General features: G+C 60.0%; 14 protein-coding genes and 7 pseudogenes. 14 read left to right on the top strand and 7 right to left on the bottom strand.

Annotation, left to right across the window (positions count from 1 at the left end):
* The first annotated feature begins 258 nt into the window (after positions 1-258).
* On the top strand, positions 259-1,395 hold the full coding sequence (locus tag IVB45_RS06930; protein WP_247350616.1) for an MFS transporter: 1,137 nt from the start codon (positions 259-261) through the stop codon (positions 1,393-1,395).
* A gap of 1,327 nt (positions 1,396-2,722) precedes the next feature.
* Here IVB45_RS06930 and istB read toward each other — a convergent pair.
* Together istB and istA are read right to left on the bottom strand one after the other, a co-directional pair.
* Complete coding sequence (gene istB / locus IVB45_RS06935; protein WP_247363298.1) at positions 2,723-3,475, bottom strand: IS21-like element helper ATPase IstB; 753 nt, start codon at positions 3,473-3,475, stop codon at positions 2,723-2,725.
* Between the two features lie 14 nt (positions 3,476-3,489).
* Entirely contained in the window at positions 3,490-5,001 is a 1,512-nt protein-coding gene (gene istA / locus IVB45_RS06940; RefSeq protein WP_247501283.1) for an IS21 family transposase, read from the bottom strand.
* A 404-nt stretch (positions 5,002-5,405) separates the two neighbouring features.
* Between istA and IVB45_RS06945 the strand changes: the two are divergent.
* Positions 5,406-5,513: pseudogene (locus IVB45_RS06945) on the top strand (transposase domain-containing protein); the annotation flags it as partial.
* Positions 5,514-5,833: 320 nt separating this feature from the next.
* On the opposite strand, the gene IVB45_RS06955 reads toward IVB45_RS06945, so the two are convergent.
* Complete coding sequence (locus IVB45_RS06955) at positions 5,834-9,010, bottom strand: Ulp1 family isopeptidase (protein WP_346015316.1); 3,177 nt, start codon at positions 9,008-9,010, stop codon at positions 5,834-5,836.
* A 713-nt stretch (positions 9,011-9,723) separates the two neighbouring features.
* A pseudogene (locus IVB45_RS06960) lies at positions 9,724-9,993 on the bottom strand (transposase); the annotation flags it as partial.
* Between the two features lie 164 nt (positions 9,994-10,157).
* Here IVB45_RS06960 and IVB45_RS06965 point away from each other — a divergent pair.
* Together IVB45_RS06965 and IVB45_RS06970 are read left to right on the top strand one after the other, a co-directional pair.
* Positions 10,158-10,969: pseudogene (locus IVB45_RS06965) on the top strand (ISNCY family transposase); the annotation flags it as partial.
* 101 nt (positions 10,970-11,070) lie between these two features.
* Positions 11,071-12,127: pseudogene (locus tag IVB45_RS06970) on the top strand (IS256 family transposase); the annotation flags it as partial.
* 316 nt (positions 12,128-12,443) lie between these two features.
* On the opposite strand, the gene IVB45_RS06975 reads toward IVB45_RS06970, so the two are convergent.
* Positions 12,444-13,661, bottom strand: a complete 1,218-nt coding sequence (locus IVB45_RS06975) for an IS110 family transposase (protein ID WP_247448508.1) — start codon at positions 13,659-13,661, stop codon at positions 12,444-12,446.
* Between the two features lie 266 nt (positions 13,662-13,927).
* On the opposite strand from IVB45_RS06975, the pseudogene IVB45_RS06980 reads away from it, so the two are divergent.
* The 3 pseudogenes from IVB45_RS06980 to IVB45_RS06990 all read left to right on the top strand — a co-directional run.
* Positions 13,928-14,170: pseudogene (locus tag IVB45_RS06980) on the top strand (IS256 family transposase); the annotation flags it as partial.
* Positions 14,171-14,204: 34 nt separating this feature from the next.
* A pseudogene (locus IVB45_RS06985) lies at positions 14,205-14,800 on the top strand (ISNCY family transposase); the annotation flags it as partial.
* A 682-nt stretch (positions 14,801-15,482) separates the two neighbouring features.
* Positions 15,483-15,746 (top strand): annotated as a pseudogene (locus IVB45_RS06990) (IS5/IS1182 family transposase); the annotation flags it as partial.
* A 501-nt stretch (positions 15,747-16,247) separates the two neighbouring features.
* Here IVB45_RS06990 and IVB45_RS06995 read toward each other — a convergent pair.
* Positions 16,248-17,057, bottom strand: a complete 810-nt coding sequence (locus IVB45_RS06995; protein WP_247290864.1) for an effector protein NopP — start codon at positions 17,055-17,057, stop codon at positions 16,248-16,250.
* Positions 17,058-18,768: 1,711 nt separating this feature from the next.
* Here IVB45_RS06995 and IVB45_RS07000 point away from each other — a divergent pair.
* Positions 18,769-19,263: an IS110 family transposase gene (locus tag IVB45_RS07000; protein WP_247359458.1), complete on the top strand. Its 495-nt coding sequence runs from the start codon at positions 18,769-18,771 to the stop codon at positions 19,261-19,263.
* A gap of 76 nt (positions 19,264-19,339) precedes the next feature.
* Here IVB45_RS07000 and IVB45_RS07005 read toward each other — a convergent pair whose 3' ends face one another.
* Positions 19,340-21,214, bottom strand: a complete 1,875-nt coding sequence (locus IVB45_RS07005) for an HrpF/NolX family T3SS translocon protein (protein ID WP_247359459.1) — start codon at positions 21,212-21,214, stop codon at positions 19,340-19,342.
* Between the two features lie 629 nt (positions 21,215-21,843).
* Between IVB45_RS07005 and IVB45_RS07010 the strand changes: the two genes are divergently transcribed.
* The 6 genes from IVB45_RS07010 to sctV all read left to right on the top strand — a co-directional run bounded on the left by IVB45_RS07010 (position 21,844) and on the right by sctV (position 26,510).
* Positions 21,844-22,029, top strand: coding sequence for a hypothetical protein (locus tag IVB45_RS07010; protein WP_247290861.1), 186 nt, complete (start codon positions 21,844-21,846; stop codon positions 22,027-22,029).
* A gap of 67 nt (positions 22,030-22,096) precedes the next feature.
* Positions 22,097-22,381, top strand: a complete 285-nt coding sequence (locus IVB45_RS07015) for a hypothetical protein (protein ID WP_247359460.1) — start codon at positions 22,097-22,099, stop codon at positions 22,379-22,381.
* 115 nt (positions 22,382-22,496) lie between these two features.
* Positions 22,497-23,387 (top strand): FHA domain-containing protein, encoded by an 891-nt coding sequence (locus IVB45_RS07020; protein ID WP_247359461.1) that lies wholly within the window; start codon positions 22,497-22,499, stop codon positions 23,385-23,387.
* A gap of 36 nt (positions 23,388-23,423) precedes the next feature.
* Entirely contained in the window at positions 23,424-23,960 is a 537-nt protein-coding gene (locus tag IVB45_RS07025) for a hypothetical protein (RefSeq protein WP_247359462.1), read from the top strand.
* A gap of 2 nt (positions 23,961-23,962) precedes the next feature.
* Entirely contained in the window at positions 23,963-24,406 is a 444-nt protein-coding gene (locus IVB45_RS07030) for a hypothetical protein (RefSeq protein ID WP_018458377.1), read from the top strand.
* Positions 24,387-26,510, top strand: a complete 2,124-nt coding sequence (gene sctV / locus IVB45_RS07035) for a type III secretion system export apparatus subunit SctV (RefSeq protein ID WP_247359463.1) — start codon at positions 24,387-24,389, stop codon at positions 26,508-26,510. The genes IVB45_RS07030 and sctV overlap by 20 nt, the downstream gene beginning before the upstream one ends.
* The last annotated feature ends 481 nt before the right edge of the window (positions 26,511-26,991 follow it).

Below are 26,991 nucleotides of genomic sequence, written 5' to 3' on the forward strand. Positions count from 1 at the left end.
GGCACAGTTGCCCGATCGTATCGAGTCGTCACGTGCGTTTTCGCGGTGGCATCGTATTTGCAATCAAAGATGTTGTCGCGGATCGAACTAGAACAGTGACGACCGACGCGATCCGATATCACGCGCTGAACCGTCCGGCATGGCGGATTGCGCCAACAAACGATGTCCTCTCGACCGCCGAACCTGCGCACTCTCTGTCGCTCGGGAGTCCGTCGTTGGTACAGCGCCCGCAGGTCGTCTATCAATAGGGTCCCTGTCATGGCGTCTGCTGGTCAACCATCCTCTCGGTTAGCAACGCGTCTTGCATTCTTCGTTCCCGGGGTTGGCTTCGGGGCCTGGGCTCCGCTCGTACCATTTGCGAAAGACCGGCTGGCGGCCGATGACGGCGTGCTTGGCCTACTACTGCTCTGCCTGGGTGCTGGATCCATCATCGCGATGCTTCTGACCAGTGTTTTGAGCGCCCGCTACGGCGTCAGGCTGATCATTCTTGTGGGTGGGCTTAGTCTCGCGATCGTCCTGCCGTGCCTCACGACAGCTAGCAAGTTGGCGCTCGGCGTCGCGCTATTCGCCTTAGGCGCCTCGATAGGCTCGATTAGCGTGGCCGCGAACATTCATGCGATGGAGGTGGAGCGCACGGCGGAGTGCCCGCTGATGTCCAGCTTCCACGCTCAATTCAGCATCGGGGGACTTGTGGGGTCTGCAGCCATGACCGCTTTTCTCTCGCTGCAGATTGACGCATTTGTTTCGGCTGTGGTCTGCTCGGGATTGATAGTGATCGCGATCATGCTGGCGTGGCCGCGATTGGTACCAACGGCGCAGGCGGACCAGGGACCGTCGTTCGTTCTGCCGCGTTCCATCGTGCTCCTTCTAGCCGTGATTGCGGCGATCGCCTTCCTTATCGAAGGCGCGATGCTCGATTGGGCTGCCTTGTTGGTCGTCGGCGCTGGTCTTGCTCCAAAGACGCAGGGCGGCTTAGCGTATGTACTGTTCTCCATAGCCATGACGGTGGGACGCCTTGCTGGCGACGCCGTCGTCGAACGGGCGGGGGACCGCGCGACACTTATGTTCGGAAGTCTACTGGCCTTGGCAGGTTTCGGAGCTCTGCTGGCGGCACCGGCGGCCGTCATCGCCATGATCGGCTTGCTGCTCATTGGTCTTGGCCTATCGAATGTCGCCCCGATTCTGTTCCGGCGCGCCGGCACGCAGGAGGCGATGCCCGTTGGTCCGGCGATTGCCGCGATCATGACGGTGGGTTATGCCGGAATTCTCATTGGGCCAGCTGGTATCGGCTTACTGGCCAAGTACGTGGGACTGCCGGCCGCATTTGGGGTCCTAGCCGGGCTCATGTGCCTCGTCGGGCTCTTGGCGCCGATCGCGACGGCGAACACACGGTGAATGCGTTTGAAACGTGAAAGAGCGGCACCCGCGCGCAAGAGAAGCTCCGATCGTGTCTTGTCTCTGATCGAGACGGCAATGAGTTGGCTAGCTGATATCTGCCTGGCGCCGATGATCAGCTACTTTTTGCTGGTCCCAAAGCGGTGCGCTTCTCCGGTAGTGCTTCAGGCCCGGCGATTGGTGGTCCGCGTTCTTACAGAGATCTGCCTTCATGCCTACGATAGGTCGCTTGATGCGCTTGCTGTTCGCCCAATCGTTTCATCCCAGGCTTCTATGCCTATGTGAATCCGCGCTTTCGGCTGCTCGCAAGCTCGAGCGTTCAACCCAATTGCCCAAAGCGGACGTTCGCCGAGCAGGCGTTGATACCTCACGGACTTCGAAATACCGGTATCTGGTATCTCGCAGCCCCTGGACAGGTTTGTGCGGTGGCCTTAATCAATCGAATTCTGCAAGCCCGGTCGATTTGATCATTCTTTCTCGGGACTATCCCGACGTTCGAAGCCGAGACAACCTCGCCAGTGCGGGCGGTGCTCGATAGGGTCGACGAGAGTGAGAAGGACCACGAGATCGGCCTTCGTACGGATCTCGCATGGAAGAGTCTCGAAGTCGGCACCAGAAGAGAAAGCTGGATTGACGCGTACACGACGTGAAGATATTGCAGTTTTTGGTCGGCACGCTTTCTCATGGGCATGGTTGGGTCACTTCGTTCCCTTAGGATGGTGCCACGCTTATCGCAAACCCTGCAGATGAACCGCTCCTTACAACGCGGACGTGTGTCTCTCGCGCCATAATGTTGCTCCGAACGGAGCAAGCCGCGTACCAACTCTTAAAACCAAAGGGTGCAGGCGTGGCCCCTTCTCGGCGCTTCTCCTTGAGCTTGAACGACGGCTGAAAGAAGTTGACGTAGAGTTGCCGCCGAATAGAGGCGGCCCATCACGTGCGCCGTGTCGAGGCCAACGAAGCGGCCGTAGCCCATCAAGCGACGCACAACGCACCATTCTTCTGCTCGACGAAGGCCTGACCGTTCTTGTTGTAGGCACGCGAGCGCGTCACCCCGAGCTTCGGTTGGCGCACCGCGGCGCGAAGACCTCGTTCATGAACCTGCTGTCGTTGTCGAAGTCCACACCGCGTAGAAGCCAGCGGAACCGGCTCTGTGCGTGTTTCATAGCCTCGACAACCAGCGAGCCATCCCGCCTCACCTGCGGGTACCGACGAAGCCGGCCATGCATTCCAATCTGAAGCCGGCCGGGTATTCCGATCGGAAGCCGGCCACCCTTGGCGTCAATCGCATGGGTCGATTTGATGATGTCGTTGAGGGATAAGAAGGTCAAGTGGCCGGTTGACCTGGAGCGGATTGCTTTTGCTTTCTGAGGCTCTCTCCTTTGAGGTCGATGCGGTAAGCGTTGTGGACGAGGCGATCGAGGATTGCGTCGGCGATGGTGGGATTTCCGATAATTTCGTACCAGCGATCGACGGGCAGCTGGCTGGTGACGATGATCGAACGAGCTTCATATCGGTCCTCGACGATCTCGAGCAGATCGCGGCGCTGGTCGGCATCGAGCGGCTCCGGTCCCCAGTCATCAAGAATGAGCAGATCGAGGCGAGCGATAGCACGCAGCATCTTGGTATAGCGGCCATCGGCGCGACCGAGTGCAAGGGCCGCGAAGAGACGTGGCACGCGATGGTACGCAACTGAGAAGTCGTCTCGACAAGCCTTGTTGCCGAGGGCGCAAGCGAGCCAGCTCTTGCCGACGCCGCATGGCCCGGTAACGAGGAGATTATGCCGTGCCCGGATCCAGTCGCCAGCAGCGAGTTTTAGAAAGAGCGCGCGGTCGAGGCCGCGGATAGCGCGGTAATCGACATCCTCGACGCAGGCGGCATGACGTAGCTTGGCGGCTCGAGCTCTGCTTTCGAACCGCTTTTGTTGGCGCAGCGTTTTCTCGTGTTCCAGGAGCAAAGCCAACCATTCGGCGTGTTCGAGGCTGCGCGCTTCGGACTGGGCATCGAGGTCCTTGAAGCCTTTGGCCATACCGTGGAGACCGAGGCTATGCAGCAGGTCGAGGGTGGGATGGGTCAGCATGCTGGATAATCCTTTCAATGGAAGTAACCGGGGCCGCGCAGATTGGGATGTTCGATGATCGCGTCCTCGGTATCGCGAGAACTGCGTTCGAGCTTGTTGGCGATGATGGAGGCGATGCTCTTGTAGGTCAGTGCGCTGACCGCGACCGCGCGGGCCGCGATCAGCTCGGCGCGTTCGGGATCAATATCCTTGAACAGCCGAAGCACGCCGAGACAGGTCCGGAATCCCTGTTCGGGATGAGGCCGATTGGCCAGGATGGCGAGGACGAGCCCCTCGGTGTTGGGCCCGATCGACCGCCCCCAGCGCCGGAATCGATCGGGAGTCCACTCGGCGTAACGCCGATGCGCACTGGGCATGTGATCGGGATCAGTGCCGTGCCGGCGGCCGCCATAACGGCGCTGATGAGCAGCAACACGCAAACCCCGATGGAACAACTCGATGGTCCGGGTGGTGGCGCGAACGTCGACCTGCTCCCGGATCAGGCCGTGTGGAACTGAGTAGAAGAAGCCGTCGACCTCGACGTGATAATCGAGCGAGACGCGGGCCAGGAGCCATTCCGCGAACTGATAGTCGGCATCCGGCAACGGCGCCAGGACGGGCATCTCGACGGTCTCGAACAATTGTCGGCGGCTGACGCTGATCCGGCGCATGACGTGCGCGTTGATGCGCTCCAGCGCGGCGGCGATTGCCGCGTTCGCCTCAGCCAGCGAGAAGAAGGTCTGCCGGCGAAGCCGCCCGAGGATATAGGTCTGGGCAAAACGCACTCCGGCTTCCACTTTTGCCTTATCCCGGGGCTTTCGTGGCCGTGCCGGAAGGATGCCGACGCCGTAATGGGACGCCATCATCCCGTAGCTGCGATTGATTTCAGGGTCGTAGAACGAGGCCCTGTGGACGCCGGATTTCAGATTGTCGGGCACGACAAGGCGCGGCACCCCGCCAAAAAATCGGAACATGCGGACATGGGCCTCGATCCAGTCCGGCAGTGTCTGCGTCCAGGTCGCCTCGGCGTAGGTGTAATTGGAGGCGCCAAGCACGGCGACAAAGATCTCCGCTTCACGCACGACCCCGGTTGCGCGATCGACGATCATGATTTTCTTGCCGGAGTAATCGACAAACACCTTGTCGCCGGCCGGATGGTCCTGCCGCATGGTCGGCGACAGGCGCCGCTCGAACTCCCGGAACAGATCGCAGAAGCGACTGTAGCCATAGCCTCCCGGGTGAACCGCGCGATACTCTTCCCAGAGCACCATCAGATTGACGCCGGGCCGCTTGAGTTCGCAGGCGAGCGAGGCCCAATCTGGCTCGGCGCGCCGACGGAACCCGCGCTTGACGCCGGCATGGGCGAACAGTCGTTGCTCAAGAACGACGTCCGTGAGGTCGCCTGCCAAAGGCCACGCAAGCCCGGCCGCCGAGGCCCGCTTGAGATTGTCCTGGATTGTGCTGCGCGCCACGCCGAGCGTGCGTCCGATCTCCCGGGCGCTCACCCCGTCCCGGGCAAGCCGTAGCATTTGTCGTATCTGTCTCATGGTCAGTTCTCTCTTGGCCGGCATCCGCTTCCCCTCGTTGATCAAACGAGGGACTTGATGCCTGAGGGACTGACCCAAACGAAAACGCCGACCTTCTCAGAAACCTGGCCGGAAATTGATCGGAATGGCGGCCGGCTTCATTTCGGAATGGTGGCCGGCTTCAAATCGGAACGATGGCCGGCTTCACGTCGGAATACCCGGCCGGAATAAATCGGAATCCGCACCTCACCAACGGCAGGCACTCCGTCCAGCCCGTCGCGAATCGGCCATCGTCATGGTCTGGATGAACGATCCCGCCACCGACGTGCCGCCAGGGGCGGCCATGTCGACCTCGCAGAAGCCCGGCCGCGGGTTGTCCAATTAAACGTCCGGTTCGGAACTTCCCGCCGGATGACGCTCATCATACGGCGCGTCTCAACAACATCGATGCGAAAGCGTGGCTCGCCGACGCCTTCGCGCGCATCGCGGACATGCCACAGAGCTGCCTACACCAGTTGCTGCCGTGGAATTAGACGTCGCTCACGTCGACGTCCTCCGCTCAGCGCACGTCAACAGAGTCAATTTCGTCTTCACCATTGGTCGCGTGGCAAAGGACCTCGGCGAGGACGAGGACTGGCTCTGGGATGTGGCCAACGGAGTCGACCCGGTGGGCGGCGTCATCTCGGTTTACAGCATAGGTAACGACGGCGTCATGGCGTTCACCGACTCGGCTAACCTGATGGAGCTCATCAGGATGCACAGGGGAACCGAACCCCTCAGGCGTACTGTCCCCGGCTTATCTCGGACGGATACAGTTCAACCAGCTGCACGCGCTATTCAGTTGAAGCCGACTTCACCCACTTAGCCGGTTTCGCAGTGCCTGCCGATCGACGACGAGGTAGAGGAGGCTCAGATCTGCGTGCCGTCTTCCCGCGAGCCGTCTGACCAGCGCCCGGGTACCGTCGACCACAAACACTCCGCAATCATAGCCGTTCCCCTGCTGGCGCATGGGGGCATCTCGCAAATCGGCTCCCACCCGCGCTGCGAGCTTTGCTGCAGGTGTGGCATTGTATGCCTTGGCGGAGTCGTAGTATGCCTTGGCGGAGTCGTAATGATAGGCGACCGGCCTGTCGCGATCGCGGCGATCTACCAGCAGCAACGACCAATGGGATCCGCGGGCATGAAGGTTCGTAGCGCTCGCATCACTCACCGGCAAGAACAGGAAGTCGGCCGTATCGTTGCCATTCCGATCGTTGACAATGCGATGGAATGCGTCCAGGGCGTCGCCGTCCGTACCATGGCCCACCTGAAAGGCGATGAGAGGATCGACGAACCGGGTCCGGGCGGCGAGGTTTGGATTGTTTTGCTGCAACTCCTGCGACAGCAGCTCGTAGTCCCGCTGGATATGCGCATCACCCAGCCATTCCTCGGCTCCGAGCACCCGTCCGCTGCGGTCGCCGGCAGAGGCACTCGCCCTCGAAGCGCCGATCCGGGCATCAGGAACTGAGGATGGGCCAGGGTGATGGATCAGTTGGGCGTCGCGGCGTCCTCGCGGCCCCAACGCAATGGAGTAGGTCTCACCGTTGATAGAGACCGGCTGGGGAGCCATTTGCGAACTCGGCAGCAGCATTTTATTGTCCAGTACATCGAGCAGGAAGTCTGGCACCGCCTGTGTGCCATGCTGCCAATCCTCGCCGACGAGATATCCGATATCCTCGAGCTCTTGCGGCGTGCCTGATGAACCGATGAAGAACGGCGGTCTGCCGGCAGGGCTGAGCACCGGCCTTGACTGGGCGTCGTCACGCATTTCCTGCGGTGTGGACGGCAGATCAGTGAAAGAAGCCAAACCGTGGTAGATGTCTGAGGACCGAGCTGGCGCGCCCTCTGGAGTTGGCCACTCGAAGTCGGACGGCACTCGTGGAGACCAGGTTAAGCTCGAGCCGGCCAGGTCCTGCCAACCCGGTCCAACCGGGCCTTGCGCTGCCGGCCACTCACTTGGATCAAAGTCGGACGGCACGTGCGGGGACCAGGTCGAGCTCGACCTGGCCGGTTCCTGCAAGCCAGCCTGCCCAAACGGATCTAGCAGCGGCGGCCACTCACTTTCGGACGGCGGCGTCGGCAAATCTCGCACCCAGGTTGAGGTTGAGTTCGAGCTAGCCCTCTGCTCAGGGAAGGTCACACCCAGCCCTCTGTTTGCCTCAACGAGTTGCAGATACTGCCTGAGCTTCCTGAGACTCAGGCCAAGTTTCCCTTTGGCTTCCGTGAAAGCCCGGTGGTCTGCCTCCAGCGAGCGCCGCTGCTCACTATTGCCGTTGATTCGGCTCGCGATGCTTTCCCTACCCTCTGTGCGGAGCCAATTACTGAAATTGCGTTGGGCCGAAGCAGTATTACGAATTGTTTTTCTTCTCTGTTCGGAAGCTGGGTCGAGGTTTCTCAGCTCTTCCTTGGCCAGGCTCTCGATCAGGCTGGCGTCATCGTCATAAGCACGAAGTCCTTGTTGGGGCTCGAGACCCAGGTATTGTCGAAGGAGATCGAGTGGGGGTGTCTGCTTTGTGGCTTTGCTGTACGCCGCATAATCTGCGCTCAATGACGACTGCTGCTTAGCATTGCCCTCGATACGGTCCATGATGCTCGGCCTGCCCTCTCTTTGAAGCCAATCACTAAAAGAGCGTAGCCTGGAAGCCCTCGCCGAAGCGCAGATTTTCTCCTTGCGAGTCGCGTCGGATCCAAGCTTGGATAGAGCGTCCGTTAAAAAGTCACTGATCGTGGAGACGTCCTTCGGATGAGCCGACAACGTTTCGCGCCCCATCAGGCGGGGCCCGGCACCGACAGCTTGGAGCCCGTCAGCCCCGATCCTGCGGAGATGAGACAATGCCGCGCTGAGGCGGTCACGATCATCGCCGCCAGCTACGAAGTACTCGTTGATGTCGTCGGCGAGCGACCTTGGCTCATTGAATGCCCGAGGAGCCAGGGGCCCCTTGTTCTGCGCTCGGAGCCAACGAGCAAACGCGTTGAGCGCTTGCACATTGCCCTTGATCGTTGCAAGCGGGACCTTTCCAGTCCCGCGGCCTCTGGTACCATCGGGATCTACTCTGTAGTCTTTGACGTTTTCCACGAACTGGCGGATCATCCGCTCGTCTTGGGGGTGCATCGGTTGCTCTCGCGTACCCACCCCAGCTGGAGCGGATATGGGATTTCCAGCCTGGAAAGTCTGGAGTGTATCCAAGGCTCCACCCACATAGTTCCTGCTATTGGCGCTCGCCACCTTCTTAAATTCATCTTTATAGGCTGTCAGCAGATCAGCATTGCCAAGCAGGTCGTTCAGAGTGACGCCTTTGGGTTGGAGGAATTCGCTGAACATTCGAAGAGCCATCACATAATTCTCGATCGTCTTCGTCTTACGGTTCGCGCTGCCCAATGCCGTCTTGAACTCTTCAATCAGCGCTAGGTCTGCTTCGGACGGGCGACTGCGCTTTGCAAAGTCGATGCGAAGCTCCGAGTAGACGTCATCAGAGGCTTGGCCGCCGGACCACTTCTCACGGTGGTTTCCTCCAAAGACTTTGCTTAACCCTGATTTGACCCGAGAGAACAGTCCACGCGGCTTGTTGTCCTTCGTCCGCGCCGTAGGTTCTTCCTCCGAGGGCGCTGCGTAACGCATGCTGCTGAAGGGCCTGTCCCGCAAGTCAGACCGGTAATTATTTGCAGCCGAGCCAAGATGAGCGTGCGGAACATCGACACTGCGACGCGTACTGCTGAACGAATTGTCCCGCAGGTTGGACCTTGGCCGCATTCGCATCGAACCACCAACGTCCGTACGCTGGATGTTTTCATGCGACCGTGCGGCTGAACTGTCGGGGGAACTAACCCCGGAACTCTCCTCAGGAGAGCGGAGTTGCAGCTCGCCCAATTGCTGCTCGAAGCCAGCTTGATCGGCAGGGTCGACGTCGGCCTCTTGCCCCGCACGCTGCAACGCCTGCTGCTCGGCGTACCAGCGCATCCAAGAGTTCGGATCGTTATAGATCGGTTCCACACGACTCTCCTAAGATGAGAAGATTCTTCATAGCTGCCCCGGAGCCACACTCCGGCGCATTGACCACAGAGACTCCGGCTTCAAAAAGCCGGACGTCAAGGTCGCCAAATTGAACAAAAAGGGACTGTTATCGCGCGTCGCTCCGAGCTCGTGCATTACTCACACCTGCCCGGTCTTGGCTGCTGCAGAAAAGCGCCCCGGCTCCTGGGCAACAGGTGACCGCTCGCCAAACCTCAAAACGATCCAGGAGAAACGAAACCCAAATACTCGCACGACTCAAAAAGCCACGGTGTTGCCGCCCCCTTCCGGGACATCGCATGCGGCACATCGGCGACCGACATTGGGCCGCCCCACTGCTGTTGGAAGGCGACCGGGTTTCAATACTTGCACTGCAAGCTCTGCTTCCTCTTCAGATCAACGTCCTCACATTCGCTACAACCAACCGAGCCTCTCCGAGTGATCACGAAGCTTCAGAGAAGGCCGTATGTATGATTCAGACTGTACAACCTGACGCTACGTAGACTTCAAGCCCCCATCGCTGTCGCGTCGAGCCTGATTGGGTTTTTCATACCCGTTTCACGATGCGGCAAATCCTCGCAGCTTGGTGATCTACCCCGCTTTCGAGCACCTTAATTGCGCGAGGCGCGCCGCCGCCGATAAGACGTGTTGGCAGCGGCGTAAGCGCGAAGCTTTGGCCGTTCAGGCTTGGAAGTTCAGGGCATGAGAGTATCGATCTCAGAGATCGGCCAGCGCCGCGCGATCCGTTCGAGAGTTTGCGTGAGCCAGGAGTGCGGGTCTGGTTGTTCATCTTCGTTGGTCTGCAGCAGCGTGGCGATGGTGGCCCAGGTCCGGCCACCATGGCTGCCCGCGAAGAGCGCGTTTTTTCTCGTGATGGTTGGTGGCCGGATTGCGCGCTCGACGGCGTTGGAGTCGAGCTTGATGCGACCGTCGCTTAGGAAGCGCTCGAGAGCGGTGCGCCTGGATGTGGCACACGGATCGGCCTCAAGCGTGTAGGGCATCATGGGCGATCGTCCCGGTCGGAAGCCATACGAGGATGGCAAGAAGTCGGTTGAAATGTTCCTGAATGCTGTGCTGTGCCTGCCTCACGTAATTTGCTCCCCAGTGGGATGGGACCGCGGGCGCGATAATGAGGCAACTGAGCATGGCGATTCGGAGAGAGCTGACGGGCGCTGTGGGGCAGCGCTACAGAGAGGCGAGACGCGCGGAGAAGCGCGAATCTGGACCAGTTTGTGCTTGTGACGGGCTTGCATCGAAAGCATGCGATGCGCCTGCTCCGAGGAGATGAGGCAATCCTCGGTTCGGCGCACCCGTCGCCGGATTACGAGGAAGCTGAGCGAAATGCGCTGGTAGTGCTTTGTGAGCCATCCGACCGGATCTGCGGCAAGAGGCTGAAAGCGCTGCTGCCGCTCCTGATCGAGTCGATGGAACGCAACGGTCACATGGGCCTGGCTCCTGAAATCCCGTGCGAAGCTACTGGCGGGGAGCGCGTCCACGATCGATAGGGCGCTGGGCAAGATCCGAGAGGAAGGTGGACGCCACCGGCGCGGCCCGGTGGCGAGCGCAGAGCGACGGAATCCCGGTACGGACGTCCGCCGGCTGGAAGTATCCGGCGCCGGGCTTAGTCGAAGCCGATCTGGTCGCTCACAGTGGGCCCTCGGCGCGCGCCGGTTTTATACAGACGCTGCTCACGGATATTGCGACCTGTTGGACGGAGTGTGCGCCGTTGCTGGTGCGCGGGCAAACGCTCCTGAGCACCGTGACGACAAAAGTTCGCCGACAGCTGCCGCCCTCGCTGCACGGCCTGTGAGCAGATGAACATCGAGTTCACGCGTTGCCGACCCTACCCGCAAGAACGACCAGGCGTTTGTCGAACAGAAGAACGGAGCCGTGGTCCGACGCATCATCGGTTATCGGCGGTTTGAAGGACTGGAGGCGGCTGCGGAGCTATCGCCCAAAGTTGGTGACGGCGGGAATCGGAAAGGCGGCATATCGTGGGGGTGCTTGACGCCTCCACTTCTCCACCGAAGGAGCGATATGCCGTGTCCAACGATAACGTCATCCATCTGATTCAGCCAGGAATCTTCGACGATCAACTCACAGAAGTCTTGCGCAATGGAGCGCGTGCCCTGCTGGCCCAGGCGTAAAGGCCGAGGTTGCAGACTTTCTAGGCCAGCATGCCGATTTGAAGACCCGGGACGGCCACCAGCGCGTCGTCCGCCACGGTCACCTGCCGGAGCGCGAGGTGATGACCGGCATCGGTCCGGTCGCCGTCCGCCAGCCGCGTGTACGCGATCGCGACGCGGACGCCGCCGATCCTGGCCGCATCCGGTTCTCGCCGTCGATCCTGCCGCCCTACATGCGCCGGTCGAAGTCGATCGAGACGCTGCTGCCGATCCTTTACCTGAAGGGTATCTCGACCGGCGACTTCTCTGAGGCGCTGGCTGCGCTGCTTGGCAAGGATGCTGCCGGGTTGTCGGCATCCGTCATCGGCCGCCTGAAGGATGGCTGGCTCGACGAGCACGGCGCGTGGCAGAGGCGCGATCTGTCGGCCCAGCGCTACGTTTACATCTGGGCCGATGGCCTCCATCTCGAAGCCCGGCCTCGAAGACGAAAAGCAGTGCATCCTCGTGCTGATCGGCGCGACGCCCGAGGGACGCAAGGAACTGGTCGGCTTCACCGATGGCGCCCGCGAGAGCGCGCAGGACTGGCGTGATCTGCTGCTCGCCCTGAAGCGGCGCGGGCTCGACCTCGCCCCGCAGCTCGCCATCGCCGACGGCGCGCTCGGGTTCTGGAAGGCCGCCGGTGAGGTTCTGGCCGAAAACGCGCGGGCAGCGCTGCTGGGTGCACAAGACCGCCAACGTGCTCGCCAAACTGCCGAAGAGCCAGCAGCCGAAGGCCAAACGCGCGTTGCAGGAGATCTGGATGGCTGAAACGAAGCTCGCCGCCGAGCTGGCGTTCGACGCCTTCATCGAGAGCTACGCGCTGAAGTACGAGAAGGCCGCCGATTGCCTGAGCAAGGATCGAGACACGCTACTGGCGTTCTACGACTTCCCGGCCGAGCACTGGAAACACTTGCGGACGACGGATGAGATGGACAAGCAATTTTTTTCATGACCGAGATGACGATTGCAGAAATCGCGTACGTCCATTCTTTTGTTCGGCTGCGCCGCGGGCCATTCTTCCGTCCCGGCCATCGATCTCGCAGCCGCCGCGCGCAGGGGCGGTCAAGGCTGGCCGCGTTTGCGGCCACCGCAAGGCTTCGCCTTGACCGGCCCGAGCACGGCGGCATGCTGGCGTGGAACGGGACTGCATTCCTGGCTGGCACTTGCCGTCAGGCGGGATTATCCTGGGTGGGCGCGGGCGACCTCGTGGCGAAGCGTGGCGCATCGGCTGCAAGCGCCACCAGGCTGCCCTATTTTGTCTTGCCGAGTTGAGGCGCCCGCGCGCCGGTTTTTGGCCGCCGTGGTTTCCATTGCGTCACCAAGCGCTCGTAGCTTTGCTCCGCCTGTGCGGCAATCAACATCTCGCGGTCGCGCAATGCCTTGATGTTGTAGGCATACGCTGGCCCACGCCGGCTGCCTTTCTGTTGCGGATGTCCGGCTTGAAGCTGCATCGCCCGGGTCTTAATGGCGACCAGTGCCGGGCGCGCCCACAGGTAATCCTCGCCCTTCGTCAACAAATGCCAGCAAAGCACGGTGAGCTTCCGGGCCACGGCCACCGCGGCGATCTGATGGCCGCGCCGGGCGCGGATGCGCACGAAAAACGCATGCAGCGGACCGGGCGCCTTGGCCGCTGCCCAGGCCGCCTCGACCAGCATGGCGCGCGCGTGACTGCGGCCGATCTTGCTGATGCGGCCGTGATGGGCGGCGCCCAGTCCGGACTGCCGTACCCGCGGGTTCAGCCCAAAATAGCTCACCAGCTTCTGCGGGCTGTTGAACCGGCTGATGTCGCCGATCGCCGCCATGATGCCGGCAGCGACCGCCAAGTTGACGCCGGTGATCGTCATCAATCTGTTGACCGCGGAATCGTCGATGGCGTCCTGCGCGATCTCGCGGTCGAGCAGGGCCAGATCTTCCGCCAGCCGGTCAAGCTCGCGGACGTGCCGATCGATCGCCGCGCGCTCATCGTCCGGCAACGGTTGGGCGGCCAACCACGCCCGGCCGCGGCCGTTGAAAAGATCGGCATGCGGGCACTTCGGGATCAGGTGCGCGTGCAGGATCGAATGCACCTCGTTCTTGAGCCGCGTGCGATGCCGCACGACCTGGTAGCGCCGCGCCACCAGCCGACGCTTGCGTTCCGTCTCCGCGTCAGGCGTCCAGATCTGCGGCAGGTACCCGGCCGCCTGCAGACTGGCGCGCCTGCCGGCATCGATCTTGTCGGTCTTGACGTGAGCCTGGGCGATCGCCTTCACCTGCAGCGGATTGGCGATAATCACCCGTGCCACGAACGGTGCCAGAACCCGCGATACCGCCATGCTGTTGCCGGTCGCTTCGACCACCACCTCATCACTGGCCAGCAGGGTCTTGCCAAATCCCTCCAACGCAGTCCGCGTCATATCAACCCGGCCCGCATGTCGGAGCCTGCCATCCTCCCAAATCACCACCTCCCCGAAAGTTCGGTGGACCTCGATGCCAATCACCCGTCGCATTCGCACCTCCTGCCAATCAGACCACATGACGGGAGCTACGGGCGACACGACAACTACGGATTCGCGCTCTCAGCGCAACCGGGCGAGTCGCAGAGGCGGCCAGCTACTAACTCGAGCTCGCGGCTCATCGAATGCATCGGCCTGCCCGCACATCGTGCTCCCGGTGCCTCTGTCCCGATGGTCGCACCATACGCCACGACGCAGAACACCGCAGCGGAACGTTGGCACCGAGAAATCTCATACCGATTACCAACCCCATCGAAAGCACCTTCGCCACCGTTCGCCACCGCACCATCCGATCGAAGGGCTGCCTGTCCAACAAGACGGCACTCGCGATGGTCTTCAAACTGCTCGAGGCCGCGCAGAGAAGCTGGCCTCGTCTCGATGGCCACAACCAGTTGCCAAAACTCGTTGTCGGTGTGACATTCAATGATGGGATCGAGGTCATCGCCAAGCCGACCGACCGTCAGCCCATAACCGCCGCCGCCTGACCGGCTCCGGCCGTCACCAAAATTTGGCGATAGCTCGGCTGCGTTGCTCGCAGAACTCTATCGCTCAGTGCGCCTGTTCGTGAACTTCTTACAGCCGTCATTCAAGCTGATAGCGCGATGGCGCACGCGTCCGTAAATCTAATAGTGGCACCGACGCCGCCGCATGAGCGGCTGACAGCTAACCCACATACCTCCGATGCGGTTCTGGCCCGACTGCAGGAAATCTGCTTCAGCTTGGACCCGGTCGCGTTGCTCCGTAACATTCGGTCTGCGCAGCAACGTCTGGCCGACCTTGCCGACGTGAAGTCGTCGGGCGATTCCATTACTGCGGCCCCGCCCATCGACTTCTTCCTCGACAGCTTGCGAACGGCTTGGAAAGAGGGCGCATCTCGACGGACGGACCGTCCGATCCTCAAAGCGAAGCGAGGTCGTCGTCCCCTGATCCGCTCGTTTAGGCGACCCCACAGCTGCAGGAGTGGTTCAAGGCCGAGCCGTGGCGAAACGGCGCCGAGCTCCTGATAAGGCTGCAGGCGGAATATCTGCTATCCGGATAAGTTGCTGCGAACGCTTCAGCGCCGCGTCAAATCCTGGCGCAGCGAGGAGGCAAGCGCGCTGCTGTTTGGATCGGAAGATCATCCAGGGCGGTTCGATGAGGAGGGAGGCCGGTCGTTGCGCAACCCGGCCAGCTGGACCGGCCTCCCAGGTACCGGCCGTCCGTCTTCTCGGGAGCAAAATAAATGAGCCAACGATCGCTTCTTCGGGAACACTCCTCCATGAGGCATACGGCAGTACCGCTTCATTGTCGCGCAGTGTCAATCAGCGCTTGCCAAGCCGGCGGCCAGCGTCAATTATCGCTTAACTTGGCCGCCTTGTCTCAAGTTGATTGACGCGCCACAAAGTCCGGACATGGGGCCAGGAGCGTTGTTAACGCCGGCGCTCCGCGCGGGCTTTCCATGTGGACAACAACGGGATCTCTCAGGTTTCCTGGTGACCCATCCCGCACCTTTCCCCTGATCCGAGACCCCGGCCGAAGTCGATGAGCCTGGCCATAGCGGCTTTCCCGGTGCTGCCCCCAGATCGAACACGGCGAAGGCTTCAGCACGACCATTGATTTCGAGGCGTCCGGTCGAAAATCCGGGCCAGACCGTGGATCGCATGGCGTCCGAGCTGCAGATGGAGGCGTTCCGTTGAGCCGCACCGGGCCAGGCTTCGGCCTCGCCCGATTTTCGTTCGCCATTCAGGGCCCATCCCTCCGAGGACCGGCCTTTCGCGGTCGTGGCAAGCATCGTGTCGATCACAGGCGGAGCATGGCCGCTCCGGCGTCTTCGGCGTCATCGAGCGCGAGCTCCGGCGCCGTTCAGCCATCGAGCCCATCATTGCCCACATGAAGAGCGACGGCCACCTCGGCCGCTGCGATCCCAAGGGGCGTGTGTGCGATGCCAGCAACGTCATCCTCACCGCCGTCAGCCACAACCTCCGCCGCGTGATCGCCTGGCTGAGGGATTTGCTGACATCAATCCTGATCATCCTGTGGCAAGCAGGTGTCCGGTCGCAGGCGCTCAAACCGCCTTCTTAGCGGCGACGATTCCACGATGCTTGGCGGCAGCGAGTCAGTCCGAGCCTGATGAGATTTCCGCCGATCAGGCTAGCTTGGCTCCGAAGCCGCCGCACACAAGCTTGTCGAGATCGCATCTGGCATTAAGCCGGTTCAGGACGGGCCACATCGCGCCGGTCAACACGTCCGTCCTTTAAGGTCGGCGGCAGCGGCGCAGAGCTTAGCGCCAGGATCAGAGCGCATGGCTGCTGTGGCTCAATTCGCTCGACATCTCTCCTGATTTGGTGTCTTCGACCGAATTGGCCGAGACACCCTATCTCCCTCAGATTGGCGCATCAAACGGCGAAATCACTTCGGACGGGCCTGATGGTGAACATTGGTGCCTTGTTACAAAGTACCTCGCGGATCCAGTCGAATTGTCGGTTTCGCTCGGCTGAGGCTTGACCTTTGCCGCAGCTCTCCGTTTGCCTGCGCTCCTTGCTCCACCGCCTGCCCAAACATGAATGCCTGCGGATCTGGGCATTACATAAAGTCACCATCCTCTTCGGAATCTGCTGCAACCTCAGTATCACTATCGACCTTGGAGAGATAAAGCTGAGATTTAGTTGCCCGCTGCCATTCACCGAGGCTGTTTTTTGTCCACTGGGCGGACTGAGTGGGGTCAAGTACCATGTCGTCCTCGTCCACTTCAACGAAGCCCATTGTCTCTGCGCGGGCCTTCGCTTCTGCATTAGCAGGACGCCAGTTCACCAATGGTCGTTCGCCGTCTTGCCGAAGCTGATGTTCGAGCAGAATATCGCCGGCGTTCGCGACAAGCGGATGAGCAACCTGAAAATCAACAATTGAGGTGACTTCACTTCGTCCAGGGAACTGTTTTCGCCACTTATCGCTTTCGAACTCAGTCATGTTGAATCCGGCCTCCGTTCTTTGGAGGCCAACGCTCACATTTCCTAATTGGTAGCTGTAATATCGGGCGTCTTCTGAATCTCTTCTGATACCGTATTCCTTAGCGACCTCTGCTGTGCGCTTAGCTCTTGCGGATACAAATTCCGAGTACTCGTGTGGATTGTTGGCGATGCGGTTGATTGCGTCGCCATGAAAGGTCCTCACTTCTGTCCTGAAGGTAGCTCTGTCGATCTCGACCACAGGAGGTTTTCGAACGAGGGAATAACTCGGTTGCGAAGGTGAGCTGCCAGCGGACTCCTGCAATCGCGTTCTAGCGAACGCATCCGCGAAGCCCTGGCTTTCGGCACCCGCTTCCTCAGCGTTTGCTGCCCGATGATATCTTTCTTCGGCCGGAATATCGGGCCAATTGTTAACTCGACCGTACATGACGACTGCACCTGGATCATACGTCTTGCATTGCTTCAGGTCGTTAGACCTTACCCGATTGATAGACAGCTTAGCTGTCCGTAAGCTGACGCCAGCGCATAAAGGGAAAATCCGACCCCTTTGGGCAGCTCGACCGCGTATCGTCGAGGCGTTGCGCGATGCAGGCTTCCACGTTATCCACCCAGCACGAGGCGAGGAGGTGCTGGACTGGTGCAAGCGGCACGTCGCAAGGGGAACATGATGCGGGGCACTCGGACCCGCCGAGGCGTCGAGCTCGCCGCGAGGAAAGCGACTTCCACCGCCGCCCGAGCGTCTCGTGCGCTGGATGGCTTGCTCGACCTGGTGGCACTCCCAGTCCGAGGCAGCGAACTGCACGCAGTGTCGACTGGATGGTGGGCGCGTGGCGCGCAACGCGATCGCGAGAGTGACTCCGGATGACGTCGCCTACTACGTGGCACTGCCGTTCGACGAGCGCCTGAACGGCGGTTGGCGTAGGAAGGGGCGCGCCGTGCTCGAACTCATGGAAGCTCCGCCTTCCGAAGCCGAGTCGAGAAGACAGGCAGCCGGAGCTGAGCCATCGACTACCACGCCCGCGGCTCGTCTTCCGGTCTCGAGCCAGCTCTGCTGGATCAGTGGCGGACGACGGTCTGGCCGCCGGCGAAGTGGTAGATTACCTGAGCGCAAACGCAGCTCTTGTGCTCGCCGAAGCGCTCTCGCGGAAGCCGCGCACTGCTCGTGGCGATCGCCTTCGCGGCCAAGATGGCTGGGACGATTTGGGCCATGGCCACCCGGAAGGTGGATTATCGGAACCCAGCGCAGGCAGTGACGGCATCATGACGAATGCAGCACGAAATAGCCTGACGTTGGTGAAGGGTGTGAGAAGGGGACGACCCTAATGGGCGGAACGATCGAACAGATCTGGATCAGGAAAACCAGTTAGAGCTGAAGAGCCGAGGTGCTCGGAGATGAGAATTGGACTTGATCCGCGGATCACCGTACCGGCCAGCGGCTTCTGAGGACGCCGTAAAGGAAGGCCTGACAGAAGAGCGCATCGTCCACACGCCGAACGGGTCAGAAACTTCTTGCATCACGGGCGGCAACGACAGAAGGCTCTACACGAAGTACCGTCAGCCCGCCAGTGGCCGCCGCCAAGGCGTCGTTTAGTCCGTCAACCGCGTATCGGACCCAGAACAACCCCGCCTACCATCGCAGAAGAAGGGTGGCGCGGCCGTCGCCGGCCGGACCGGTTGGCCGATGTGTTTTGAGTCAGAAGTGGTGCCGATGCTCGAGGCAGCCCGATATCACCGATGCGCAGTGGCTGCAGCGGCTCCATTCGTTTGGGCTGTCGCGAGCCAGCTTTCGGCCCAAAGGACAGATTGCGGAGCTGCGAGCCTACGTGCGCCAGCGCGAGCGTCTGATTGGGTACGCGGCCTCCCACATCAAGCATATGCACAAGGCCTTGACGGAGATAATCTTCAACTCCACCAGATCTCGCCGACATCACCGGCGCCACCGGCTGCGCCTCATCCGCGCGATCCTGAGGCGCTGGCGTGCTTGCGCCATTACAGTTGCCACGCTAGCGCGGAGACGATCGTGAACGCGCTCACCGGAAGCTATCGCGCCGAGCGTCTGTTTGCGCTCGAGCAGGCACTTGCGCTTTAGGACGCCTACCACGAGAAAGCATCTGTCTGCGACGCCCCGGATCGAAGCCGTGTTGAAGGCGCGTCGGAATCGAACCGATCAGGCGAACGCTCTAGCTTACGAACGTCCGCGTGGCGCTGTTCCGTTGCTCGGAAAGGACATCACCACGCTCGACGGCCTCGGTCCTTACCTCTCGCTGAAGCTGATCGCTGAATGGGGCGACGACCTCTCCTCGTGGCGAAGTGCAAAGCATTTTACCTCCTGGCTGGGACTGGCGCCGAACGACAAGGTCTCCGGCGGCAGAATGCTCTCGTCCCGAACGCGCGGATCCGGCGGTAGGGCGGCGGCAATTCTGCGCCTTGCTGCCGTAACCGTGGGCCGTACAGACACCGCGCTCGGCGGCTTTTACAGGCGACTTTCATCGCGCGTGGGGTGCGCCTCGAGTGCAGCGCGCGTTCTTCCGCCGCTTGCCGAGCGGCGGCTTCGCCCTGATGACGTGGCACATACCGACTTTCTCGAGGCCGTACTGTCGAGCGGCGCAGAAGTTGCAAGCGTCCGTCCCTGAAAAGGTAGATACGAATCGCACCTTACCCGCAACTGGCCTTTCAGGCCACCTTCTGAGACGACGGCGGCGTAGCGACCTAACTCGGAACGCCTGCGGCCTGCATGGGCTCGGTAAGGCGTGCCTTCAGGTCGTCCAAATGGTCCTCGGCATAGGACTGCACTTTCGAGATCGCCGTATCGAGGCCGAACTGCACGGTCTGTTCGAGCATCTCCTTTGCGAGGCCCTCGCGCAGCGCGAATTTGACCTCGGGCCCAGCAACAAAGCTAATGGCCTGCCCCGCAAGATTAAGGCCAACCTCTTTCAGAGCCTGTTTCATATCACCTCCGCTAATGCCCGTATGCAGAAGGCTCAATGCTTGCGACTCGAGCTCGAGCACCATCGATATGCCATCGGCCAACTCGCCCAGTCCCGGAATGACGCCGAGCAGGCCTACTGCCGTGGCCTCCCAGTCGAGCACCTTCGAGCCCACCTTGGCTACGTCATCGACCGCATGCATGAGGACCCCGCCATTCTTCTTCGGAGACGCGACATCGGGTTGGTCGGATACCCCCATCAACATGTCTGTGACTGCATTTTGTTCAGCGGCGGTCTTGGGGACATGGGTCTTGATCTGCTGAACGGTATGGTTCGCAGGTGACATGTTGCTATAGAAGTGCCTGAAGTCGTTGTTGCTGATATTACCGGAGTCGACCGTATGCCCGCCGCCTAAATCGAAGAACTCCTGATGGGTCTTGTAGCCCGTAATCGAATTGTTTAGCAAACGGAACAAGATCGGGTCCGAGAGCAGTTGCGATGCCGCTTCTCGTATCTTCGGGTCGAGAGTCTTGTCCTCGACCATACTCGCCAACTTGTGTCGTGTCAGGTCACCGTCCCCGAAGAAGGCGTTCTGATTCTTGTTGATCGTGTCGAGCGTGTTCAGCTCGCCTTGCGTGGAATTCATCGACGAGGAGGCGACTTGCAAGAAGTCTTCCTTGTGGATTTTATCAGTCGCACCACCGCACAACTGCTCCCAGGCGTCCGGGTGCTCGAGGAAGTGTTGAGCCGCCGCGATCAGCTGAGGCGGACACTTACCAGTGTCGGCTTTGCCGTCGACGATCCGCTTGAAATCGTCCAGGCTCAAATTCTTGGGCAGGTAGTCAGAATACTTGTAAAGCTCGCGCAATGCATCATTCAACGTCATGACCGATGCTTGTCCATTCGAGGTGCCGTCGGATGGAATATAGTTCTGCTCGTAGCTTTGCGCTTGCTGCTCCTGGAATGTAGCAACCTGCGAATGGCTGGCGGAAAACTCTGACAGATCCTTGGCCTTGATCTTGCCGCCGCAGCGGCCGTCCCCTTGGGAGCCAATCGCATAGAAGAGCTCTGGATCGCGTCGCAATCCTTCGATCGCCTCCTTCAGATCCGGGGGCGTCGACGGATCGCTGGCCTTGGCTGCCAGCGAGTCCCAGCTGAGTGGGCATTGGTCCTTATGCCGGTTCAGCACTGCCACGATCTGCAACTCGGCATTGGTGAGCGTGCCGCCGTTCCAGGTGATCCTAGAGCTTGGCACCGGAGTGCTCGGTACGTCAGGCGATGGAGCAGCCGTCGACGATGCGTCTGCACCAGGGGTGTCGACCGAAGAGGAATCGACCGAGGAGGAATCGACCGAGGAAGAAAAAACCGGATCCTTCATCACCGCCTCGATCGCCGCCTTCGAGTGCGCTGACAACTGGTCCAGCGAATCCTGCGGGATCTGTCGTTCTGATTGCAGCAGATCCGGTGGCGTGGAGGGAACGTCGGATTTCTCTTCCCGCGAGCAGATGGACACCATCGCCTCGAACATCGAAGGTTCGCCTTCCCGAATCTGGCCGGGGGTCTGCGCGGATGATCCCAAGGCCGACGAAGCCCCCGGAACAAGCCCGAACAGAGCTGGATCTGCACTGGCGGGCAGCGAAACGCTGTTGAGCTGCATTAGGTTCATTTCCATTCCATTGCGGTAAATACTTGGCATCGACATCGTAAGATCGAGGCTTTCACGTTAAGGGGGCGAGCTTTCGAGAAGCTGACGACTTTTAGACGGAGCAGGACGAGCCAATGTCGGTCGTCTTAACATCCCGGAGAGGCGTCATCGTGCTCATGAAACTCATCTCCGGCTCAGAGCATGTGCAGGCACGACGCTGCTCTGACGCTTTCGCAAAGCAGGTGCCTGCGGTCGTCAGTCCCGAGTGACGATCGCTGTGGGGCCGCGAAACAACATCACCACCGATTCCCGCGGTAGCATTTCCAACTGCGCGCGGTTTTGCCTCTGACTTGCCATCACACCATTGCTGATCGAGCAATGTGATGAGGTGCGTTGGGCCGGCGCCGCGATCTGGCGCTCGTCGGCATTATGTAGAGATTGAAAGTGGGGCCGAGAAATTCGCGCGGTGGCAGTCGCGGCATGTACCTGCGAATGCGCGCTCTCAGCTGGGTTCACTTGACGATAGTGAGGTTGTTCTCATTCTCGTCAGCTTCTCGACAGCTAGTCCCAGTAGCGTGAGCAATGTGAATCGCTCGGTGGTGATACCACCGTTTTGGCGGAACTGAAGTGAGAGGCACCAGATGGCCGGGGCAATCGAAGGCGTGATCCATACCAATTCTGACACTGGCAGCTCGCAGTCGGTAGCTGATCGTCAGAAGTTCGAATCGGCGTTCGGTTCGGTTCTTGCCAACGTCGCGATGCAGGCGATGGAGCGAAACATGTCAAATCTTCGCGAAGCTATAGCTGAAACAGAAGAGGATACCTGACGCCGGTTCTTCGACGTCAGTGGAGTGTTGCCATTGATGGCAGCAAAAAAATGGAAGGTGAAGCGATATGACCAAAACAAGCTCTACTAGCCCTTCTACTGGTGGTGTCCACGACTCCCATGATAACAAGAATGCTAGCAAGACTGATAACAAGACTGATACCAAGTCCGCGGGTCCCGGCGTCGGTAACTCGTCGACCGATAACGTTGGTGGGACGGGTACTTTCGAGAAACTGATCGACGACTTGAAGGCGGTTAACCAGCAGGCCATGGTGCAGGACCTAAAGTTGCGTGCACTGACGACCGAGCTCTCGAGTGAGAGGAAGGCGGCCAGCGAGCGCGTCAACGGATAAACGGTGAAGGCGGGGCGAATCGTCGCTCCGCCTTTCCCGTCATAGTGGTGCGGCCTAGGAATGAGTCGTGCGACCAATCCCCCTGCCGTGCTCCTCATAGTTCGGAGAATTGTCCGTGAATGAGGCCGCCTCCTTACATTTCGAGGTACTGTCGGGACCGTATGCCGGGCTAAGCGGGAAGGCTGCTGTCGGAACGAGCCTTATCGGTAGCGGCCTCGACGCGGATATGGTTTTCGTCGAACAAGGGCTTGAGCCGCATCACCTACGTGTCACCCTAGTTGGCAATTCAATCGAGCTTGAGGCGCTTGCAGCCGTAAGCACCCCAGAGGGCGACGGGGATATTGCCGCAGGTGAACGTGTTGTTCTTTTTCTTCCTGCCGTCATTCGTGCGGGCGCCATGTCTATTCGCTGGTCGATGCAGAATGCGATTGAGGCTCGGTCGATCAGCCTCTCGCGCGTTTGGATCTCAGCTCTCGCCCTCGTGCTCCTCAGCTTTCTTGGCGTAGGCAGTCTCTCGACGATTTTCTTCAAAGCCAGCGGAAGTGCACCGACCGGCATTGCTCCGCCTGCCGCAGAGCTTGTACCCAAGCTGGGTATGAATCGGCCTGACGATCGGCGAGCTCAGGCTGCGGCCGAAGTGCTGAAACAGGAAATTGATAAGGCGGGCCTGCTCGATATCAGGGTTGGTTCGGGGCCGGGTTTTGTTAGCGCTGAGGGAAAAGTCACGCCTGCAACCGTTGCGAAATGGCAGGAGCTCCAGCAATGGTTCGATGGTCGTACATACGGTGCGGTGACACTGGTGAACGGAGTGATCGTCAAGGAGGAAAAGCAGCCATCCTCAATCGCGATCGAAGCTGTTTCGCGCGGACCCCAGCCCTATCTCTTTGTCGGTGGGCAGAAGTATTTCGTCGGCGCTCTCTTGGCCGACGGATGGGCGGTCACTCGAATCGAGGATGGGCGTGTGCTGCTAAGCCGCAATGGCCGCGTTGTTGCCGTTCCGTATTAGGGTTTCCGGGCCCGAAGGAAGGATAAGGAGATCGTCATGTCAAAGGTGTCCCGCTACGATGTCGGGCCTGGCACTGCTTCGCAGAGACTCAGCGAGCACCATCATCAACCAGTGATAGGGCCGACCATCCAACCCAATAAAGGTGAGACGGACGGTGCTCGTGCAAACGGCGAGAAGGAGCTGGCGTCGATCTGGGGCGAGCTGAACACGCGCTATATGCCGCTGGATCTAGCGATCGAAGCCGCATCGGAGGCCAAAGATATTGATGCAGTCGGGCGTGTCAGTCTCAACGAGATGCGCACTCGCATTTATGAGCTCGAGCAACGCGCTGGGATGGCATCGCTCTACGGGCGCGATATCGCGCACGATCTACTCTCCTTCGTCACGCCAAGCCTTCGTCATCCGGACATGCTGCGGGCGGAGCGGTATAGCATTGTTCTGGAAGGTCTCGTCCATAAGCTGGCGGCCGCGCCTACGGATCCGATAGCTGGGGGCGGTATCGTCGTCCTACGGCAGGGACTGCACTGGCTAGCGCTGCTCCGCCGGAATCGGAATAGCTTGATCGAAGCCTAACAATGTTCAACTCCGATGGAGCGCAACGGACGACCAACGTTTCCAAATCCGATAACGACTCGCTGAGTTCCGGGCAGGAGCGCGATTTGCTCTGTACACTTTCGTATCTTCACCTTGCATGTGGGCAGAGCGCAGAATGCGTGGCTCTCTTACGACTCATCGTCGGCAAGGACTCGCGAGACGTCGATCTATTACGGATTCTCGCCTATGCCCTCATCTTGGAAGGTCTCGGAGGTGAGGCGTTGCAGGTCATAGATAGGCTGAACACACTTGATGACGAACCCTCGGCGCGTATCTCTTTGATGCTGTTGCGTAGCCACGCCCTGCGGCGGGCCGGCCTCATAGACGAGGCGCTCGCCGCTTTCCAACGCTATGTCTCGTTGCGTGACGGCACTGGCCTGATCAATCAACGATCGGAAGGTCCCCATGACCAGCGTCCTGCGTAAGATCATTGCGCGCGCGTCGGCCAGCTCCGATTTGATGGTCGCGTTGATGCTGCTTCTGACGGTCGGCATGATGATCATGCCGATCCCGATAGTGGCGATCGATACGCTCGTCGGCTTCAATCTGGGCTTCGCCATATTGCTGCTGATGGTCGCTCTCTATATTAGCACTCCACTTGATTTCTCGTCCTTGCCAGGCGTCATTCTGATTTCCACGGTATTCCGTCTGGCGCTCACCGTATCAACGACGCGGCTGATCTTGGCTGAGGGGGATGCGGGCAGCATCATTCGCACGTTCGGTGATTTCGTCATATCGGGGAATATCGTCGTTGGTATTGTCATATTTTTAGTCGTGACCATGGTGCAGTTCATCGTCGTGGCCAAGGGGGCTGAACGCGTGGCGGAGGTGGCGGCGCGGTTCACGCTCGATGCTCTGCCAGGCAAGCAGATGGGAATCGATGCGGAATTGCGCAATGGCCATATCGATCAGAACGAAGCCCGCAGCCGGCGCGCTACATTGGAGAAAGAAAGCCAGCTTTACGGGGCTATGGATGGCGCCATGAAATTCGTAAAGGGCGACGCCATCGCAGGATTGGTGGTTATCTGCGTCAACATGCTGGGCGGGATCACCATCGGCCTGCTCTCCAAGGGCATGTCTTTCCAGGCGGCGCTGCATCAATATACCCTGCTGACCATAGGTGATGCGTTAATCTCACAAATTCCCTCGCTGCTGCTCTCGATTACAGCTGCGACAATCATCACTCGTGTAAATGGGGTCGTAAGGCTCAATCTTGGGACCGACATCGTTAACCAGCTCACAGCAAACTCGCACGCATTGCGGCTGTCTGCCTGCGTCCTCGTTGTAATGGGGGCTATTCCGGGTTTTCCGCTCCCTGTCTTTCTCGTCTTGGCTGCAGTCTTTGCGGCAGCGAGCTTTGCCGACGGTGGGACCCAAAGCGGCAAGAAAAGCGCTGATGTCTCTCGCCCGGCTCCCACAGAGTCTAACAAGGAAATCGTGCCTGCGGAGGCGCTTCCCATCGCGTTGTTCCTTGCGTCAAGTCTGACAGGGGCGATCGACAAAGAAGAATTGCAACAGCACATTGCACGCGTTTCGGGACTGATCTCGTCTGATCTCGGCATCACAATTCCGCGCATCCCCATCGAGGTCGACGAGCGCTTGCCAGACCTGCAGTACAGGGTGGATGTCGAGGGCGTGCCCGTCGAGCAGGAGTTAATTGATCCAACCCAGCTCGCACTCCACGACGATCCGGCCAACATTGAATTGAGTGGCATCCCGTTTCGGCATGACCGGGAGACGGATCAAATCTGGATTGAACAGAGCAATGCACCGGCTCTCAAAGCAGCCGGCATCGGGCACCACCGTCCCATTGAAATCCTGGCCTTGCGCGTCCATTCGGCGTTGACACGCTATGCACAGTGCTTGGTGGGTATCCAGGAGACGCGCCAGTTGCTGGGCCGCATGGAGACGGAATATTCCGATCTGGTCAAGGAGGTGTTGCGTACGACGCCGATCCCTAAAGTAGCCGACGTCTTGCGGCGCCTCCTGGAGGAGGGTATTCCGATCCGGAACACACGACTGGTTCTGGAGGCATTGGCCGAATGGAGCGGACGTGAACAAAACGTCGTCTTGCTCACGGAACATGTTCGCTCCGGTCTGAGACGGCAAATCTGCCATCGGTATGCCAACGCACACCGCGTCGTGCCGGTCTTTGTCATCGAACGTCAAACCGAGGATATCGTGCGCAGCGCGGTTCGAGAGACTGCCAAAGGACCCTACTTGGTTTTGAGCGACGGGCAAAGCGAGGCGCTGCTCTCAAAAATGCGTCACATCCATTCGAACGTAGTTCGGGCGCAGATCAAGCCGGTTATCCTTGCTACGATGGATATTCGACGCTTTGTCCGCGGCTTTCTCACCCGTAATGGGATCGATCTTGCTGTTCTATCCTATCAGGACCTTGCCTCGGACTTCACAATCCAGCCTGTTGGATCCATTACACTCGCAGCTGCAAAGGACGACGACGCCCCGTCCGAGGAACTCAGCAACACGCTCCTTGCGCCCGATTCACAGGCGCAGCAGTCAATTTAAGAAGGACCGCATGAATTCACCTCGTAAGGCAGCGCGGTGGCGCTTGGGTTCATTTTGTCTGCTTTCGTGCTCGGCTCTCTTCGCCACTCTGGGGCTCTGCAGTTGCGCTAGCTGGGATAGACCAGCTCTTCAAATGCAAGAGCGGCCGGCGCCAAAGTTGCTCGGCGCCAAAGATATCGATCCAGCTATGCGCGAACGCATTGAGTGCGCGATCGGCCGGACTCCTGACCAGGAGCTTTGCGCGACGCGTTGAAGCAAAAAAGCTCGGAAGATCAACGCAGCGGATCGGTCTTGCGTGTCGATGCGAAAGCGCCTCGCATTGATTGCTCGTCAACGTCTGCCTGGACCTGCGACCTATATGCGCTCAAGACTAAATGCGTTAACTTGAGAACGTGGGACGCTTCGTGAGCCACAACCGCAATACAAGCAATCGCGTCAGCGCAGCGTATTCCGATTGCGCGGACCAAATCACGTTGTCCGC

The sequence above is a fragment of the Bradyrhizobium sp. 4 genome, assembly GCF_023100905.1.
Taxonomy (GTDB): Bacteria; Pseudomonadota; Alphaproteobacteria; order Rhizobiales; family Xanthobacteraceae; genus Bradyrhizobium.